The 14,740-nt window shown below is 48.6% G+C and carries 16 protein-coding genes; 12 read left to right on the top strand and 4 right to left on the bottom strand.

Going from position 1 to position 14,740, the window contains the following annotated elements; all coding sequences use genetic code 11:
- Positions 1 to 128: 128 nt before the first annotated feature.
- Positions 129 to 827, bottom strand: a complete 699-nt coding sequence (locus tag O59_RS08670) for a hypothetical protein (RefSeq protein WP_007641662.1) — start codon at positions 825 to 827, stop codon at positions 129 to 131.
- 323 nt (positions 828 to 1,150) lie between these two features.
- On the opposite strand from O59_RS08670, the gene O59_RS08665 reads away from it, so the two are divergent.
- From O59_RS08665 to O59_RS08630, 8 genes are all read left to right on the top strand, one after another.
- Entirely contained in the window at positions 1,151 to 1,636 is a 486-nt protein-coding gene (locus tag O59_RS08665) for a VOC family protein (protein WP_007641660.1), read from the top strand.
- 283 nt (positions 1,637 to 1,919) lie between these two features.
- Positions 1,920 to 2,729, top strand: coding sequence for an ABC transporter ATP-binding protein (locus O59_RS08660; RefSeq protein ID WP_007641648.1), 810 nt, complete (start codon positions 1,920 to 1,922; stop codon positions 2,727 to 2,729).
- A complete protein-coding gene (gene mlaE, locus O59_RS08655) occupies positions 2,726 to 3,517 on the top strand; it encodes a lipid asymmetry maintenance ABC transporter permease subunit MlaE (RefSeq protein ID WP_007641646.1) in 792 nt (263 codons plus the stop codon). Before O59_RS08660 ends, mlaE begins: the two co-directional genes overlap by 4 nt.
- Positions 3,518 to 3,519: 2 nt before the next feature.
- Positions 3,520 to 4,002: an outer membrane lipid asymmetry maintenance protein MlaD gene (gene mlaD, locus O59_RS08650; RefSeq protein ID WP_007641644.1), complete on the top strand. Its 483-nt coding sequence runs from the start codon at positions 3,520 to 3,522 to the stop codon at positions 4,000 to 4,002.
- Entirely contained in the window at positions 3,995 to 4,672 is a 678-nt protein-coding gene (locus O59_RS08645) for a phospholipid-binding protein MlaC (protein WP_007641639.1), read from the top strand. The genes mlaD and O59_RS08645 overlap by 8 nt, the downstream gene beginning before the upstream one ends.
- The gene (locus O59_RS08640) at positions 4,665 to 4,964 is read left to right on the top strand and encodes a lipid asymmetry maintenance protein MlaB (RefSeq protein WP_007641638.1); all 300 of its coding nucleotides are present in this window, start codon (positions 4,665 to 4,667) and stop codon (positions 4,962 to 4,964) included. The genes O59_RS08645 and O59_RS08640 overlap by 8 nt, the downstream gene beginning before the upstream one ends.
- An 81-nt stretch (positions 4,965 to 5,045) precedes the next feature.
- Positions 5,046 to 6,215 carry a glycerol-3-phosphate dehydrogenase/oxidase gene (locus tag O59_RS08635; protein ID WP_007641637.1) on the top strand — a complete coding sequence of 390 codons (1,170 nt, stop codon included), beginning with the start codon at positions 5,046 to 5,048 and terminating at the stop codon, positions 6,213 to 6,215.
- A 115-nt stretch (positions 6,216 to 6,330) separates the two neighbouring features.
- On the top strand, positions 6,331 to 7,347 hold the full coding sequence (locus O59_RS08630; RefSeq protein WP_007641631.1) for an aspartate carbamoyltransferase: 1,017 nt from the start codon (positions 6,331 to 6,333) through the stop codon (positions 7,345 to 7,347).
- 19 nt (positions 7,348 to 7,366) lie between these two features.
- On the opposite strand, the gene O59_RS08625 is transcribed toward O59_RS08630, so the two are convergent.
- Together O59_RS08625 and O59_RS08620 are read right to left on the bottom strand one after the other, a co-directional pair.
- Positions 7,367 to 8,659, bottom strand: a complete 1,293-nt coding sequence (locus O59_RS08625) for a diguanylate cyclase domain-containing protein (protein ID WP_007641629.1) — start codon at positions 8,657 to 8,659, stop codon at positions 7,367 to 7,369.
- A 201-nt stretch (positions 8,660 to 8,860) separates the two neighbouring features.
- Positions 8,861 to 9,295 carry a YchJ family protein gene (locus tag O59_RS08620; RefSeq protein WP_007641628.1) on the bottom strand — a complete coding sequence of 145 codons (435 nt, stop codon included), beginning with the start codon at positions 9,293 to 9,295 and terminating at the stop codon, positions 8,861 to 8,863.
- A 151-nt stretch (positions 9,296 to 9,446) separates the two neighbouring features.
- Between O59_RS08620 and O59_RS08615 the strand changes: the two genes are divergently transcribed.
- The 3 genes from O59_RS08615 to O59_RS08605 all read left to right on the top strand — a co-directional run bounded on the left by O59_RS08615 (position 9,447) and on the right by O59_RS08605 (position 13,139).
- Positions 9,447 to 10,601: a 1-acyl-sn-glycerol-3-phosphate acyltransferase gene (locus O59_RS08615; RefSeq protein ID WP_007641626.1), complete on the top strand. Its 1,155-nt coding sequence runs from the start codon at positions 9,447 to 9,449 to the stop codon at positions 10,599 to 10,601.
- Positions 10,601 to 12,739, top strand: a complete 2,139-nt coding sequence (gene dinG / locus O59_RS08610) for an ATP-dependent DNA helicase DinG (protein ID WP_007641625.1) — start codon at positions 10,601 to 10,603, stop codon at positions 12,737 to 12,739. Before O59_RS08615 ends, dinG begins: the two co-directional genes overlap by 1 nt.
- A gap of 73 nt (positions 12,740 to 12,812) precedes the next feature.
- Entirely contained in the window at positions 12,813 to 13,139 is a 327-nt protein-coding gene (locus O59_RS08605) for a YqcC family protein (RefSeq protein WP_040391782.1), read from the top strand.
- 16 nt (positions 13,140 to 13,155) lie between these two features.
- Here the strand turns inward: O59_RS08605 and O59_RS08600 are convergent, their stop codons facing one another.
- Positions 13,156 to 14,007: a 6-carboxytetrahydropterin synthase gene (locus O59_RS08600; RefSeq protein WP_040392061.1), complete on the bottom strand. Its 852-nt coding sequence runs from the start codon at positions 14,005 to 14,007 to the stop codon at positions 13,156 to 13,158.
- A gap of 171 nt (positions 14,008 to 14,178) precedes the next feature.
- Between O59_RS08600 and O59_RS20985 the strand changes: the two genes are divergently transcribed.
- Positions 14,179 to 14,739 carry a YfiR family protein gene (locus O59_RS20985; RefSeq protein WP_007641622.1) on the top strand — a complete coding sequence of 187 codons (561 nt, stop codon included), beginning with the start codon at positions 14,179 to 14,181 and terminating at the stop codon, positions 14,737 to 14,739.
- Position 14,740: the final 1 nt, after the last annotated feature.

The raw sequence follows: 14,740 nt of genomic DNA, 5'->3' as shown, positions 1-14,740 counted from the left end.
AGCAGCGTCCATACGGTTTGGAAATTTGGGTACACTTTGTTATAGCAATCGATCCGCTTACTCTACCTGACATTCCAGCGACTAATCGCATCTCCAGCAGCTGCCTGATTTTTGTTGGTACTGTGCGCTTAGATTTTAAGTTTGATTGGACGACGCGCGAAAAAAATAAAGATCATTCCGGCTAGTAATAACCCAAGTGGAATGGGTTCCGCTACGGATACTTTTTCTATAGTCAATTGACTCTCATAATTTGCAAAGTGAACGTCCGTGTTTAATATCCATTCCATCTGTTGTCGTCTGTAAACCCAATTGTCCCAATAATACATAAAATTAGCGATGCCATTTCCAACACCGGAGCCATCCGGGTTCCAACTAATAAAACCTCCCGTGGAGAATGAGCCGCCGCTTGCAGTTCCATTTGTCAGAGGTCCGCTTTCAATAACGTCAAACGTCAGGCTCCAGTAAGAGAATAGGGGGCCTTCAGGTATTAACTCAAATCGGCTTTTAGTTATCAGTGGAGATGTGAAAATATTAGATGTGCTGATACTTTTTATAACATCATTGAAAACAGACGGCGCTGTTTCTGGGTTTGAAGATTCAATATCTGGAATGATAATCTTTATTTTGAAGTTGATCGTCTGGTCTATAAAGAAGTCCCCGTAAGAGGCGTAATCGTCGTCGTCAATTCGCAACTCCTCGCTCTGCCACATGAGGTCATTGCTATCATAATTAATCACTAAATAAGCAAGCGCATTGGAACCCCATAGAGCGAAAATAATAAAAACAAGAGGTTTGTAAAATACGGAATAAAACCGTGGTGCTTTCATAACCGACTCCTTATCGTGATTGATGGATGATGCATACAGATAATACCTGCGCCCCAAAGTAGCAGCCTCTGAAGCAATTTAGTAGTGTTTATAAGTTCATAGTGGTTCAATTAAATATGTTTGGCGCGCAACTCAATAGTTAACCGTTTTTTTGATTTTTTGATTTTTTGATTTTTTGATTTTTTGATTTTTTGATTTTTTGATTTATTTGGCGTTTTTCTCTTATCTGGTAAATTGGGGGCAGCAAGTGCTGCCTCTAGAAAAATTAGCGTTGCTATTGGGTTGCGGTGGTGGGTACTAAAATTTCATAAAGGAGAATCGTTATGAGTAATCACGCAAAAAATAGAATTTGTCTTTGGTATGTTGATGATGCTGAGGCGGCGGCGCAATTTTACGCGGAAACATTTCCCAACTCGTCGGTTGGTTCTGTATTTCGTGCGCCAGGTGATTATCCGTCGGGGAAGCAGGGTGATGTGTTGACGGTGGAGTTTACCGTCATGGGGATTCCCTGTCTTGGACTTAATGGTGGTGATACTTTTACGCACAGTGAAGCATTTTCGTTTCAAGTCTCCACAGTTGATCAGGCAGAAACTGATCGTTATTGGCATGCAATTGTCAATAATGGCGGCGCGGAGAGTGAGTGCGGATGGTGTAAGGATAAGTGGGGGTTGTCCTGGCAGATTACGCCCGTTGCCTTGATGCAGGCCATTGTGAATCCTGATCCTGCTGCGGCGAAACGTGCTTTTGATGCGATGATGACAATGAAAAAAATCGACATCGCCACTATTGAGGCTGCGTTGCGTGGGTAAGGTGTAGGCGCGCCGCTTTCCGCGCCCTGGTTAAAATAAGGCGCATCTGGGTGTCGAAAGAGGCGCCCTTATGTACCGATCCAGGTAATAGATTGCTTGCTTATCAGCGTGCGTATTTTAATTCCCTTCCAGTTGATCCATATCAGAATCCTCACTTGTAATTTCCATTACGAAGGTAACACTTAGGTTAGTGTCTTTTTATCTTAAAAAGACGCGCCTACAGTGTTTTGGTTTATTTGATATTTCGCAGTGTGACCTTTGCAAGAGGGATGAAATAACTGGCATGAATGATCAATCGGCGATGGTGGAATTGGAGCAGGTCTCGTTTGGCTATGGCTCGCGCAAGATCTTGCATAACATCAGTTTACGCATTCCGCGTGGCAAGGTGGTGGCCATTATGGGCGGGAGTGGCTGCGGCAAAACAACTATTTTGCGCTTGATTGGCGGGCAGGTGAAACCAACTTCCGGGCGAGTGTTGGTGGATAACCAATCGGTGGAGGAATTAAATGCGCAAAAGTTATTTTTGTTGCGCCGCAAAATGGGCATGTTGTTTCAAATGGGTGCGCTATTTACCGATCAAACCGTGTTTGAAAATGTTGCCTTTCAAATGCGCGAGCATACCGATCTGCCTGAGGATTTAATTCGCAACCTGGTGCTAATGAAATTACACGCGGTGGGTTTGCGTGGCGCACATCATTTAATGCCGTCCGAACTGTCGGGCGGTATGGCGCGGCGCGTAGCTTTAGCGCGCTGCATTGCACTGGACCCGGAATTAATTCTTTACGATGAACCTTTTGCAGGGCTAGACCCAATTTCACTCGGTGTCATCGGGCAGTTAATTCGCCGCTTTAATGATGCGCTGGGTGCAACCTCGATTGTGGTGACTCACGATATTAAAGAGTCGCTCAAAATAGTGGATTACGTTTATATGATCGCCGACGGTACGGTTATCGCCGAAGGTACTCCTGCTGATATTCAAATGTCCGATCATCCTTTCCTCGCACAATTCGTCAACGGTAAAGCCGATGGGCCGGTGCCATTTCATTACCCTGCGCCGGATTATGCCAGCCACTTACTGGGAGCTGAGCGATGAAATCTATTTTGCAGGGCGTTGAGTTCATTGGGCGGCAGGTGACAGATCGGTTGATATTGCTCGGCGCTATTTGTCGGTTTTTAATTTCTATTTTATTGATGTCTGCAATGTGTTTGCGCCGCCCCTGGTTGGTGGTGCGCGAAGTTTATTTTATTGGTGTGCTCTCGCTGTTAATTATTGTGGTGTCCGGTTTATTTGTGGGGTTGGTGCTGGGCTTGCAAATGTACGACACACTGGAGCGTTTTGGTTCCGGTGATGGTGTGGGCATGGTGGTAGCCTTAGCACTGGTGCGTGAATTGGGGCCGGTATTATCGGCATTGCTATTTTCAAGTCGCGCGGGTTCTGCGGTAACAGCAGAAATCGGTTTGATGAAAGCGACTGAGCAATTAAATGCGCTGGAAATGATGGCGATTCAACCACTGGCGCGAGTAATTGCACCGCGCTTTTGGGCGGGCGTTATTTCGCTGCCATTACTCAATGTAATTTTTTGCGCGCTCGGAATTTTTGGCGGCTATTTAGTGGCGGTGCGATTGCTGGGTGTGGATGCAGGAACCTTTTGGTCGCAAATGCAAAACGCGGTGGATTTTCGGCAGGATGTTGTCAATGGCATTATTAAAAGCCTGATTTTTGCGGTGGCAGTAAGTTTGATCGCGGTATACGAAGGTTATTCTGCGGTGGCGACTGCCGAAGGGGTTTCGCGGGCGACAACACGCACAGTGGTGGTTTCAGCGTTAGTGGTGTTGGCATTGGATTTTGTGCTGACTGCTTTTATGTTCAGAGGGTTTTGAGAATGAATCGCACACTGGTTGATTTGTGGGTTGGTTTTTTTGTCGCGCTGGGAATGGCGGCAGTGGTTTTTTTAGCGCTGAAGGTTGCAAATCAATCCAGCTTTCGCGCCGCACCGAGTTATGAGGTGCATGCCTACTTTACCAATATTGGTGGGCTAAAAATGCGTTCGCCGGTTAAAAGCGCTGGAGTAGTGGTAGGGCGTGTTACAGATATTCAGTTGGATACTTCAAATTACCAAGCCAAAGTCAGTATGGCGCTTGATAACCGCTATGAATTTAGTGTGGATTCTTCGGCGAGTATTATTACCTCCGGTTTGCTGGGCGAGCAGTATGTCGGCTTGGATGTAGGAGCGGAAGAGGACATGCTCAAGGCTGGTGACACTATTGAGTTCACTTCTTCTGCGCTGTTGCTGGAAAAATTAATCGGTGAGTTTGGCTTGAACAAAGCCACGAGCACTTCCGCAGAGGAAACGAATCATGAATAACTTACTAACACCATTATTTTTTTTGCGTTCATTCAGGGCGATTTTTTGTACCTTGTTTTTGTTTTCACTATCATTGGCTGTTCGTGCCGATACGGCGGGTAACCAAAAAGCAGATCCGGCTGGGGTAATGCAGGTTGCGATTGAAAATGTATTAACCCAGTTAAAAAAACATGAGGCGCTTTATCAAACTGACCCGGAACAACTGCGCAGTATTGTGGCTGAGTCTGCATTACCTAACCTGGCGATTAAACGTATGGCGCAACTCGCGTTGGCAAAACACTGGCGTAGTGCCAGTGCGCAGCAGCGGGAAATTTACTTGCGCGAATTTCAGCGCTATTTAATTCGTAGCTACACCAAAACCTTGTACCTGTACCGCAATACCAAACCGGAAATGCTCGGTCGTGATAATAAAAACAGCAGTCAGAGTGAAACCAAAACCACCCTTAAAGTGCGGGTAAATAACGAGCGCGGTGAGGCGGTAATTTTATTTTTGCGGTTGGAGCTGCAAGATGATAAGTGGAAAATTGTGGACATCAATGTGGAGGGCATTAGTTTGGTGGTTACTGCCCGCGGGGTGTTCGATGAGGAAATCAATCGCACTAATTTGGATGCTTTTTTAAAAAACCTGACTGAACAAAACGACAAAGCGGCAGCGGCTAAAAATGAGTGAATTAATACTGAGTGAGCATGTGCTTTATGTGCGCGGCGAGGTGAGTTTTAAAACGGTGACTCACTTGCGGGAGCAATTGCAGCGCACCCTTCACACCAGTGTGCAATCCAATATACGCACTCTGGATTGCAGCGGTGTAACCAAGGTGGATTCTTCCATCGCCTCACTCTTGTTGGCGGCATTGAGTTTGACCAAGGCTGCCGGTACGAAGCTTTCCATTGCCCAGCTGCCCCTGGCGGCGAGGAAGTTGCTTGGGCTTTATGACCTGGATGGTGTTATTCAGCACCATTAATCGCATTTCCAGCGCACAGCTGTCGATCATTCTTACAAGTCTGTCTATACTCTGGCTGATTTTTCTCCCGGACGAAATTCAATGAAATACGACATTGTCGTTGTAGGCGCAGGTATTCAGGGCGCCGGTGTCGCTCAGGCGGCAGCGGCAGCGGGTTATTCGGTATTGGTCGTCGAGCAAACTGCGCCGGCGGCGGGTACATCCTCCAAATCTTCCAAGCTGATTCACGGCGGGCTGCGTTACCTGGAGACAGCCCAGTTCGGTTTGGTGCGCGAGAGCTTACGCGAGCGAGCGCTGCTATTACGGCTTGCCCCCGAATTGGTAAAACTGCGCCCCTTGCACATTCCCGTTTATGAGAATTCAACTCGCTCACCGCTGACAATTCGGGCGGGGCTGAGCCTTTACGCTGGTTTGGCGGGGTTTGATAAAAACAGCTTGTTTCGTCAATTGTCGCGCTCGGAATGGGATCAGTTGAGCGGGTTAAAGCAGCAGGGGTTGAAAGCTGTGTTCCGTTATCACGAAGCGCAAACCGATGATGCGGCGCTCACGCGTTCGGTATTGCAGTCGGCCATTTTGTTGGGAGCAGATATGCTCATGCCTGCGCGCTTTGTGGGCGCAGAGCGCAATGGTCAATGTTGCAAGGTAGATATCCAAACCGAATCCGGCCAACAGTCGATCAGCTGTCGCGTATTGGTCAATTGCGCTGGCCCTTGGGCGACGGAGGTATTGGCCAAGATTAAACCGGCGATAAATCATCCCCAGGTCGAGCTAGTGCAGGGCAGTCATTTGCTATTGCCGCCGCTGCTTGCGCAGTATTTCTATCTGGAGGCTCCAGCCGATAAACGCGCGGTATTTGTATTGCCGTGGGAAGGGCAGTTAATGGTCGGCACCACTGAAAAGCTGCACCAAGGGCGCCCGGAAACAGCGTTTTGTAGTGATGAAGAAAAGGCTTATTTGCTCGCGACCTTGCGTCACTATTTCCCGGAATTGCCAGTGGAGGATAGTCAGGTCGATACTTTTGCCGGCTTGCGAGTGCTGCCCAAGAGTGACAAGGCGGCATTTGGTCGTTCGCGCGATGTGATTTTCTCGGTGGATAACGAACACCAGCCTAGAGTGCTCTCGGTAATGGGCGGCAAGTTAACCACTTATCGCGCTACGGCCGAGGCGGCATTGGAGCGCATGATGCCATCGCTGCCCACTAAAGAGCGGCGTGCCGATACGCGCCTGGTCTCGCTGATTCCGGTGCACTAGGTTTTTTTATCATTAGCCGTTGGTATCGCGCTTTGCTGTCGTTAAAATGGCGGCCGTTTTTGTCCCCCTTTGGTTTTGCCTCTTTGGTCAGCGGTCTCACCGCTAAGGACTTCTTGTGAATTTTACAGGCGCGCACATTCTCTCTATCAAACAATTTGAACGCGCGGACATCCAGCGCATCTTCGACGTGGCCGACGCCATGGAACCCTACGCCCTGCGTCGCAAGGTCACGCGGGTATTGGAAGGGGCGATTTTGGGCAACATGTTTTTTGAACCCAGTACCCGCACCCGGGTGAGTTTTGGCTCGGCGTTTAATTTGCTGGGCGGCAATGTACGCGAAACTACTGGTTTTGAAAGCTCATCGCTCACCAAGGGCGAATCCCTGTTTGATACCGCCCGCGTACTGTCCGGTTACAGCGATGTGATTTGTATGCGTCACCCGCAAGCAGGTTCGGTCGCAGAATTTGCCGAAGGCAGTCGCGTGCCGGTATTAAATGGCGGTGATGGTGCCAACGAACACCCGACCCAAGCGCTGCTGGATTTGTACACCATTCGCAAAGAGTTGCGGGCTAACGGGCGCAGTATTGATGGCTTGCGCATTGCGATGATCGGCGATTTAAAACATGGTCGCACAGTGCATTCTCTGTGTAAGTTGCTGTGCTTGTTTCAAAACATTAGCGTGTGTTTGGTGTCACCCAAAGAGTTGGCAATGCCGGACTATATCGTTGAGGGGTTGCGCAGTGCAGGGCACAAGGTGACGATTACGGATGACTTGGCATCCAGCATCGGCAATATCGATATCGCTTATTCAACACGTATCCAGGAAGAGCGTTTCGCCAGTAAAGAAGAGGCCGATTTGTATCGCGGTCGGTTCCGTTTGAATCAATCCATCTATACCCAATACTGCGAACCGAATACGGTGATCATGCACCCGCTGCCGCGAGATTCACGGGCAGACGCCAATGAGCTGGATAATGATTTGAATGCAAACCCCAACCTGGCCATTTTCCGCCAGGCGGACAATGGCGTGTTGGTGCGCATGGCGCTGTTTGCGCTGGTGTTGGATGTGGCCGATCAGGTGGATAAATATTCACGCGAGGTAAATTGGTACAACTCGCTGCGCAGCAATTAATGCGGTGAATGGCTGCTCATCAGTGCGCGTCGTTAAGCAGTTTGACAATGTTGTTGAGCAGCGTGGGCGCACTGAGGCTCTTATCAAAAAAATGGTTGATATTGAGTGTTTGCCCAAGTGTTTTGATTTTGTCGTCGGTTTGTTCGCTCACAAGCGCTAACAGGCTGTTGGCTGTTTTTGGGGTACGTGCGAGCCAGTTGCACAGTTCGGCACCGGCTTGGGTATCTACAATGCCACTGCCTAACAATATTAAGTCTGGATGCAATTCAATCGCTAACTCCAGGCATTCACGCTGTGTTTCGGCGGTGAGCAAATTAAAGTGCGCTTGCAAGCAGCCGCTGAAATGACGCAGTAACTCCTGATCTGTATCCGCCAGCAAAATAGTTTTGTGGGTGGCTACTTCCTCCACCCAACTGCGATTGCGCCCCGCGCGTTTGGCTTTATACAGAGCGCGGTCGGCATTTTTAATCAGTTCTTCCAAATCATGGCCGGTGGTGCGCAGGCAAGTTGCACCGCCAATGCTGGCGGTTACATAGCTGTCGGTGGGTGATACATCGTGGCGTATTTGCAACTGCGCCAAGGCTTCACCGATAGATTGGGATACGCGCATTGCACCCTTCGCATCGGTTTCCGGCAGTAGTACTACAAACTCTTCGCCGCCATAGCGGCCCAAAATATCTCCGCTGCGGTGCAGGCAACTTTTAATCGCCTGGCTGACTTTTTTCAGGCAGGCATCACCCGCCGGGTGACCGTAGTGATCGTTAAATAATTTGAAGTGGTCCACGTCGATCATCAACGCACTAATGGGTTGTTGATGGCGTTTAGCCAGCGACCACTGTTGCTGTGCCAAATCATTAAAGGTGCGGCGGTTATATATTTGCGTGAGGCTGTCGAGCTGGCTCAGTGCCTCCAATTCCACGTTGAGCTGATTCAGCTGGTCGCGCATTTCGGCGATACGCTCCATCGCGCGGATTTTTGCTTTGATAATCATGAAGCTGACCGGCTTGATCAGATAATCATCGCCACCGGCTTCTATGCCTTCGCGGTAATTTTCGTCCTCATTCAGGCCGGTTACAAAAATGATGGGTATCCAGTGGCCCGCAAGCCACTCGCGGATGAGGCGTGTCGTTTCAAAGCCATTCAAGCCGGGCATTTCCACGTCCATAATGATCATATCGACCGGGGTATTTTCGAGCAGCTGCAGCGCTTCTTCGCCACTGCGTGCAATCAAGGGTTCATGACCCGCTTCGAGAATATAATTGCGCATGGCATGGCGCAGGGTTGCACTGTCTTCGACCAGCAAAATTTTCATAGAGTCAGAGAGTTAGAGTCTTGGCAAATGGCACACCGGAGAGTGTAGCCGCTAATAGCGCAATGGATATTATGATTTTGGCGCTATTTTAAGCATTAGTGAGTGATGAGGTGATCAGCTAATGCGATCAGTGGCGGATTTTTGTGCGCTTCGCCGGTTGCATCACATTTCTTTATTATTTGTGTCGAAAATTTGACTCTGTCACGGCTCCACATGATCAACATAAAACCACTTACCCAAGTGCTTTCTAAATAATGAAGTTTCATGGTGCTGATGCAGTTGCCCTTGTTGGCGAAAAATCGCTACAAATTCAACGATGCCGGAATCATCATACTCTGCTCCTGCGTGGGTGTTGCGTATCTGCAGACCCAACCAGTCGCAGCTTTCAGCCCAGGCGCGAATGTCGCTCTTGCTGGAGCGCAAACGCTGTTCCGGGCTCCAGGTGTCCCACAGGTAATCGACGGCGACAAGGCTGTGCGCGGTATAGCGCGAGCGCATTAAGCTTTCAGCCGTGGGGGGCAGGCGGGTGCCTTCGATAAAATCCAGACAACAGGCTTGCAGTGATTGCTGGCTACCGCAGGGGCAGGGGGCGTTGCTATCAGTATTGCGATTGATGTGTGGTGTTTTTGGTGGCATTTTGCGACCCTTTTCGGTATTTTGTGCGCCTATTTTCGCTGGCTTCCGGCCCTTATGCAAAGCGCTTGTTCTTGGAGCGCATAATGTCTGTTTGGATATAAACCCATTCCGATAGATGTTGAAATTGCCTTCTTACTGATGACTCCCTTATATGACTGAATTTGATGATATTCGCCCCTACCGCGATGATGAAGTTCGCTCCACGCTTGATCGCCTGTTAGCCGACCCGGAATTGGTCGATGCCGTAACCCGTTTGCGTTTTCCCGGTGCGCACCAATGGTTGGGGTGGGCGATAAAACCTCTGGTAAAAGCGAAGCTCAAACAGCAGTTATCCGGCATTCAGGATGTGGATGGTTTTCAGCATGTGGTTGAAAACTATATGGCGGCTATGATGGCCAAGCGCGTCACCGCATTAACTACATCAGGCCTGGATAAGCTGGATAAAAAAACGGCCTATTTGTTTATAAGCAACCATCGCGATATCGCGATGGACCCGGCATTTGTCAATTGGGTTCTCTATCACAACCACAGCAATACTTTGCGTATCGCGATTGGCGATAACTTGCTGACCAAACCTTTTGTGTCAGATTTAATGCGGTTGAATAAAAGTTTTATTGTTAACCGTTCGGCAAAAGCGCCGCGTGAAAAACTCAAAGCGGCAAAATATTTGTCGTCTTATATTCATCATTCAATTTGCAATGAACATTCAAGTATCTGGATCGCCCAGCGTGAAGGTCGCGCCAAAGATGGTTGCGATAAAACCAATTCCGCGGTGCTGGGTATGATCGCGCTAAATAAACCCAAAACGGAAGAGTTGGCCACTTATATCCGGCAGTTGCGCATAGTGCCGGTATCTATTTCTTACGAGTTGGACCCTTGCGATGCAGCGAAAGCGCGCGAGCTTTATTTACAGCGCACGCAAGGCAGTTACCAAAAAGAAGAGCATGAGGATGTAAAAAGCATCGCCATGGGAATTGCTGGCGACAAAGGTAATGTGCATTTGGCATTCGGCGATATTTTGGATGGCGATTACACCGATACTGATGAGCTGGTTGCCGCCTTGGACAAACAAATTCTTGGCAACTATGTATTGCATGCTACTAACTGTATTGCTTATGAAATGTTGCATGGCAATGTGCCGACAGTGAATTATGGTGTAAACAACACACCTTATGACCCTGCAACTTTAAGTGCAGAAAAAGCAGCCTTTGCCCAGCGTATGAATGCAATCCCCGAAGGGCAGCGCGAAATTGCGCTGGGAATTTATGCTAACCCGGTTGTGAGCAAACTGAGTAGCAGCAGCTAATGCTAACCGATGACCTCAAAAAACAAATTCAAAGCGCCTACAGCACATTTTTGGAAAATAAGGGCTTAAAGTCCCGCTATGGCCAAAAATTAATGATCGCTGAAATCGCTAAAGCGCTTGGAAGTATTAAATTGGATGATGAAAATCATCGTCTAGTGGAGGATCGTGCCGGTGGTCATATTTGTGTGGTTGAGGCAGGTACAGGTACGGGCAAAACTATCGCCTATTTACTGCCGGCGCTGGTCATGGCCAAAGCTCTGGGTAAGAAGTTAGTTGTCTCTACCGCGACAGTCGCGCTGCAAGAGCAAATCGTAAATAAAGATTTACCCGATTTACATCGCAACAGTGGGCTACATTTTTCCTTCACGCTCGCCAAAGGCCGTGGTCGCTATTTGTGTTTGAGTAAGCTCGATAATCTCATTGCTGAATACGAAAGCGGTGTAAACCCCACCCGCGCGCTCTATGAAGATGAATATCCGAGTGTGTCTGCACAAAGCGTAAAACTGTATCAATCCATGATGGAATCCCTCGCTGGCAATAAATGGAATGGCGAGCGCGACACCTGGCCGCAAGCACTCGAACAAAACGAGTGGCAAATCATTACCACTGATCATCGCCAATGTACCGGACGCCGCTGTTCCAATGTGTCGGTGTGCAGTTTTTTTAAAGCGCGGGATTCAATGCATGCCGTGGATTGTATTGTTACCAATCACGATTTGGTGCTGGCCGATTTGGCCTTAGGCGGTGGTGCTATTTTGCCCGCACCGGAGGACGCGATTTTTGTGTTCGATGAAGGTCATCACTTACCGCAAAAAGCACTCAATCATTTTGCGCATCACAGCCGCATGCTCGCGACCAGCAAATGGCTGGATCAATGCAATAAAGCGCTCGGCGCAATTTTAGGTGCGGTGAGTGGCGCTGGGAATGTGGATCGTTATGGCGAGCAATTACCGGAGGCATTAATCGATTGCAAACAACGACTGGATCAGTTGTATCCGGTGTTTGATCAGTTGGCGCAGAGCATTGCCTTTGATGATCGCCAAAATCATTATCGTTTTGACAGCGGCGTAATTCCTCAGGATCTACTCCTGCCTTGTGTTGAGTTGTACAAAGGCTTTGATCGCCTGAGTGAATTGCTCAAAAAAATGTGCGATGAATTAACCCAATCGATGGAAGATGCGCATTGCCCCGTACCCAAAATTGATTTGGAAAATAATTATCCGCTGCTGGGAACCTGGCAGTCGCGTGCGGAAGCCAATCGCGATTTGTGGGCGAGTTTTGCTACGCCCGATAAACCCGGTTCGGTTCCCAAAGCCCGTTGGATCACCCCCATAGACCACACTGGCAGCCTCGATTTGGAAATTTGCTCCAGCCCGATTCTTGCCGCCAAAACCCTTGAATACAGTTTGTGGGAAAAAGCCTGCGGTGCGGTTATTACCTCCGCAACTTTAACCGCGTTGGGGAATTTTCAACGCTTTCAAATGCGCGCGGGAACTCCTGCGGACGCCAACTACCATGTAGTGCCCAGCCCTTTTAATTTTCAACAGGCGACGCTGGAAATTCCCGTGGCTGCAGTGGAGGCGACTAATGCGGATGTGCATACCCTTGCCATTATTGACGATCTGCCGAATTTAATTGATCCCGATGCGGGCACTCTGGTGTTGTTTTCATCGCGCAAACAAATGCTCGATGTATTTGAGGATATGCCGGAAGATCTACGCGAAATTATTTTGGTGCAGGGTGATAATTCCAAGCAGGAAATGTTGGTGCAGCATAAAAAAGCTATCGATGAAGGGCGCGGTAGTGTGCTGTTTGGGTTGGCAAGTTTTGCCGAAGGGGTGGATCTACCGGGTAAATATTGCACGCACGTGATTATTGCCAAACTGCCGTTTGCGGTTCCCGATGATCCAATTGAAGCATCATTATCGGAGTGGATTGAAGCGCGTGGTGGCAATGCATTTATGGAAATTACCGTACCGGATGCATCGCTAAAATTAATTCAGGCTTGTGGGCGTTTGCTGCGCACTGAAACGGATACAGGCAAAATCAGCCTGCTTGATCGCCGCATTATTACCAAGCGTTACGGCAAAGCGATTTTGAATTCGCTGCCGCCGTTTACCCATATCGTTCACAAATGATTTTTTAAAAAGCGTGTTGGGCATCGCTGCGCTCAGCACCAACCTACGAAGCACCCTGACTGCCGGATATACCATGAATAAACTCCACATCGCCGTTGCCGAAGTGTTAATGGACGTTGAACAACAACTGCGGCAATTACAGCTGTGGGAATTTGAAATGATTTCCGAGGAGGCGCTGGCGAGTACGGAGCCTTTCGCGATAGATACCATGAACTTTCCGCAGTGGTTGCAGTTTATTTTTTTACCGCGCTTGTATTCTATGATTGAGCAACAAATGGAGCTTCCCAAATATTGCTCAGTAGCACCTATGGCTGAAGAGTATTTTTCAGTGTTGAATTTACACTCAGCACCGCTGATTACCCACCTGCAAAAAATTGATAATCTTTTAACTCGCAATTAATAATTGCACTACTGTTTTAGGCTTCTGCAATTGCACCTTTGTTAATGCCTTCATACGCTTTCACGCGAATAAAGGTATCGGGGTTTTCCTGGCGGCTTTTTTGCGCAATGTGATGGGCGATAAACTCTACGGTAGTTTCGGTATCGATCAGATAGCAGCAGCGTTGCGGCAGGGTAATTTCAAACGGGCCTTGCTCCGCCTCGTAGGCAAAGTGGTAGTAATTCGTGCCTTGGTGTTGCGGTTTGCCAATCAGATCTTCACGAGTAGCCAAATAAATATCTTTCCATTCATCGGCCCAACGCTGCTCCAGTTTCGGTGATTTTTTGCCGTTGGCCCAAATATCTATGCGTGAGCGATGGCCGTGTGCAATGCGTTGGCAATTACCCCGGTGTTTTTTCAAACCGTGACTGTAGTGGTAATAGGCTCCAGTTATAGGCTCCAATGAGAAGTCCAACTCCAAACGTGCCACGCTCATTGGGAATCGTTGCTTGAGTTGGCTAATGCACCATTCGGCAATAGATTCTTGTGTTAGAACCTCTGCATCGACAAGAGCAATTGCATCGCGCGGTGAGCGTGTGTGTAAAAATTCACCATTGCTGCCAAATTGCCAATGAATGGTGAGAAAGTCGCCTTCATCGTCAATGCCAATTTGCGGTGAGCGAATGGGCACAGCCAAGCGGTGATCTAACTCTGTATCCAACCAATGACGCATGACTTTTTTAACGGTGCCGAAATCGCACACCATGCCTTGTTCATCCAGTTCCCCATACAAACGAACATTTGCTAACCAGGTCTCGCCGAGAAGGCCGCGCTGGGGGTCAAGGAAACTGAAATCGACATTGGTTAGGTTATCGACAAACAACAGCATAAAAGTGGCCATAAGAATGGAAATTGAGGGCTGCCATGATACCACTTAGTCTTATTAAGGTGGCTGGAGGCGACGGAAAAAGCAAAACCCTTTATCGCAAAACCACCTCCGCTGGGCTATCCTGAGCAGATTAAAACGCTTTACACGAGGGAATCGCACAAGGTGAAGTCTGTGCTGGGAAGGTGGGCCAAAGTTACTGGCCGTCGCTTGGTTTATTCTGGTGTGGGAGTCTTGCTCTTCACGCCTTTTTTTGTGGCTTCGGCGAATGCGTCCGAGGCTAGCTTGCGCGTTGCATTTGTCTATAACTTTTTGAAATTCATCGAATGGCCCGCACACAAAGATCAATCGGTTTCGCTTTGTGCTTTGGGGGCAGAAGGTGTTACCCGTCAAGCCTTGGCGCAGTTGGAAAAAAAATCCCAACCGCAGCGTCAGACCAGAGTTGTCTATCTCGATAAAACGGCGGATCTCGATCAGTATTTAAATTCTTGCCAAATGATTTATCGCCCCGCAAGCGGTGAACGTATTTCCTTGCCCGCACAATTGCCACCGGGTGTCTTGCTCGTAGCGGATGAACCTGATCCCCGGGATGGGCGTGTTGCTATCGCACTGCTGCGTACGAATGATAATCGTATTGAGTTTGTGATCAACGAACAGGCGATTGCCAGTGCCGGTGTAAAAGTCAGTAGCCAGCTGCTCAAATTGGCTAAAAAGCCAACAATGGAGCGCCGCTAAG

Origin of the sequence: Cellvibrio sp. BR (genome assembly GCF_000263355.1) — a bacterium.
Lineage (GTDB): Bacteria > Pseudomonadota > Gammaproteobacteria > Pseudomonadales > Cellvibrionaceae > Cellvibrio.
The sequence above is the reverse complement of the archived record's forward strand: the minus strand, read 5'-3'. Positions and strand labels throughout refer to the sequence as shown.

Coding starts and splice junctions, on each gene's coding strand:
- O59_RS08670 (WP_007641662.1), bottom strand. CDS start 827: ATGAAAGCACCACGGTTTTATTCCGTATTTTACAAACCTCTTGTTTTT.
- O59_RS08665 (WP_007641660.1), top strand. CDS start 1,151: ATGAGTAATCACGCAAAAAATAGAATTTGTCTTTGGTATGTTGATGAT.
- O59_RS08660 (WP_007641648.1), top strand. CDS start 1,920: ATGAATGATCAATCGGCGATGGTGGAATTGGAGCAGGTCTCGTTTGGC.
- mlaE (WP_007641646.1), top strand. CDS start 2,726: ATGAAATCTATTTTGCAGGGCGTTGAGTTCATTGGGCGGCAGGTGACA.
- mlaD (WP_007641644.1), top strand. CDS start 3,520: ATGAATCGCACACTGGTTGATTTGTGGGTTGGTTTTTTTGTCGCGCTG.
- O59_RS08645 (WP_007641639.1), top strand. CDS start 3,995: ATGAATAACTTACTAACACCATTATTTTTTTTGCGTTCATTCAGGGCG.
- O59_RS08640 (WP_007641638.1), top strand. CDS start 4,665: ATGAGTGAATTAATACTGAGTGAGCATGTGCTTTATGTGCGCGGCGAG.
- O59_RS08635 (WP_007641637.1), top strand. CDS start 5,046: ATGAAATACGACATTGTCGTTGTAGGCGCAGGTATTCAGGGCGCCGGT.
- O59_RS08625 (WP_007641629.1), bottom strand. CDS start 8,659: ATGAAAATTTTGCTGGTCGAAGACAGTGCAACCCTGCGCCATGCCATG.
- O59_RS08620 (WP_007641628.1), bottom strand. CDS start 9,295: ATGCCACCAAAAACACCACACATCAATCGCAATACTGATAGCAACGCC.
- O59_RS08615 (WP_007641626.1), top strand. CDS start 9,447: ATGACTGAATTTGATGATATTCGCCCCTACCGCGATGATGAAGTTCGC.
- dinG (WP_007641625.1), top strand. CDS start 10,601: ATGCTAACCGATGACCTCAAAAAACAAATTCAAAGCGCCTACAGCACA.
- O59_RS08605 (WP_040391782.1), top strand. CDS start 12,813: ATGAATAAACTCCACATCGCCGTTGCCGAAGTGTTAATGGACGTTGAA.
- O59_RS08600 (WP_040392061.1), bottom strand. CDS start 14,007: ATGCTGTTGTTTGTCGATAACCTAACCAATGTCGATTTCAGTTTCCTT.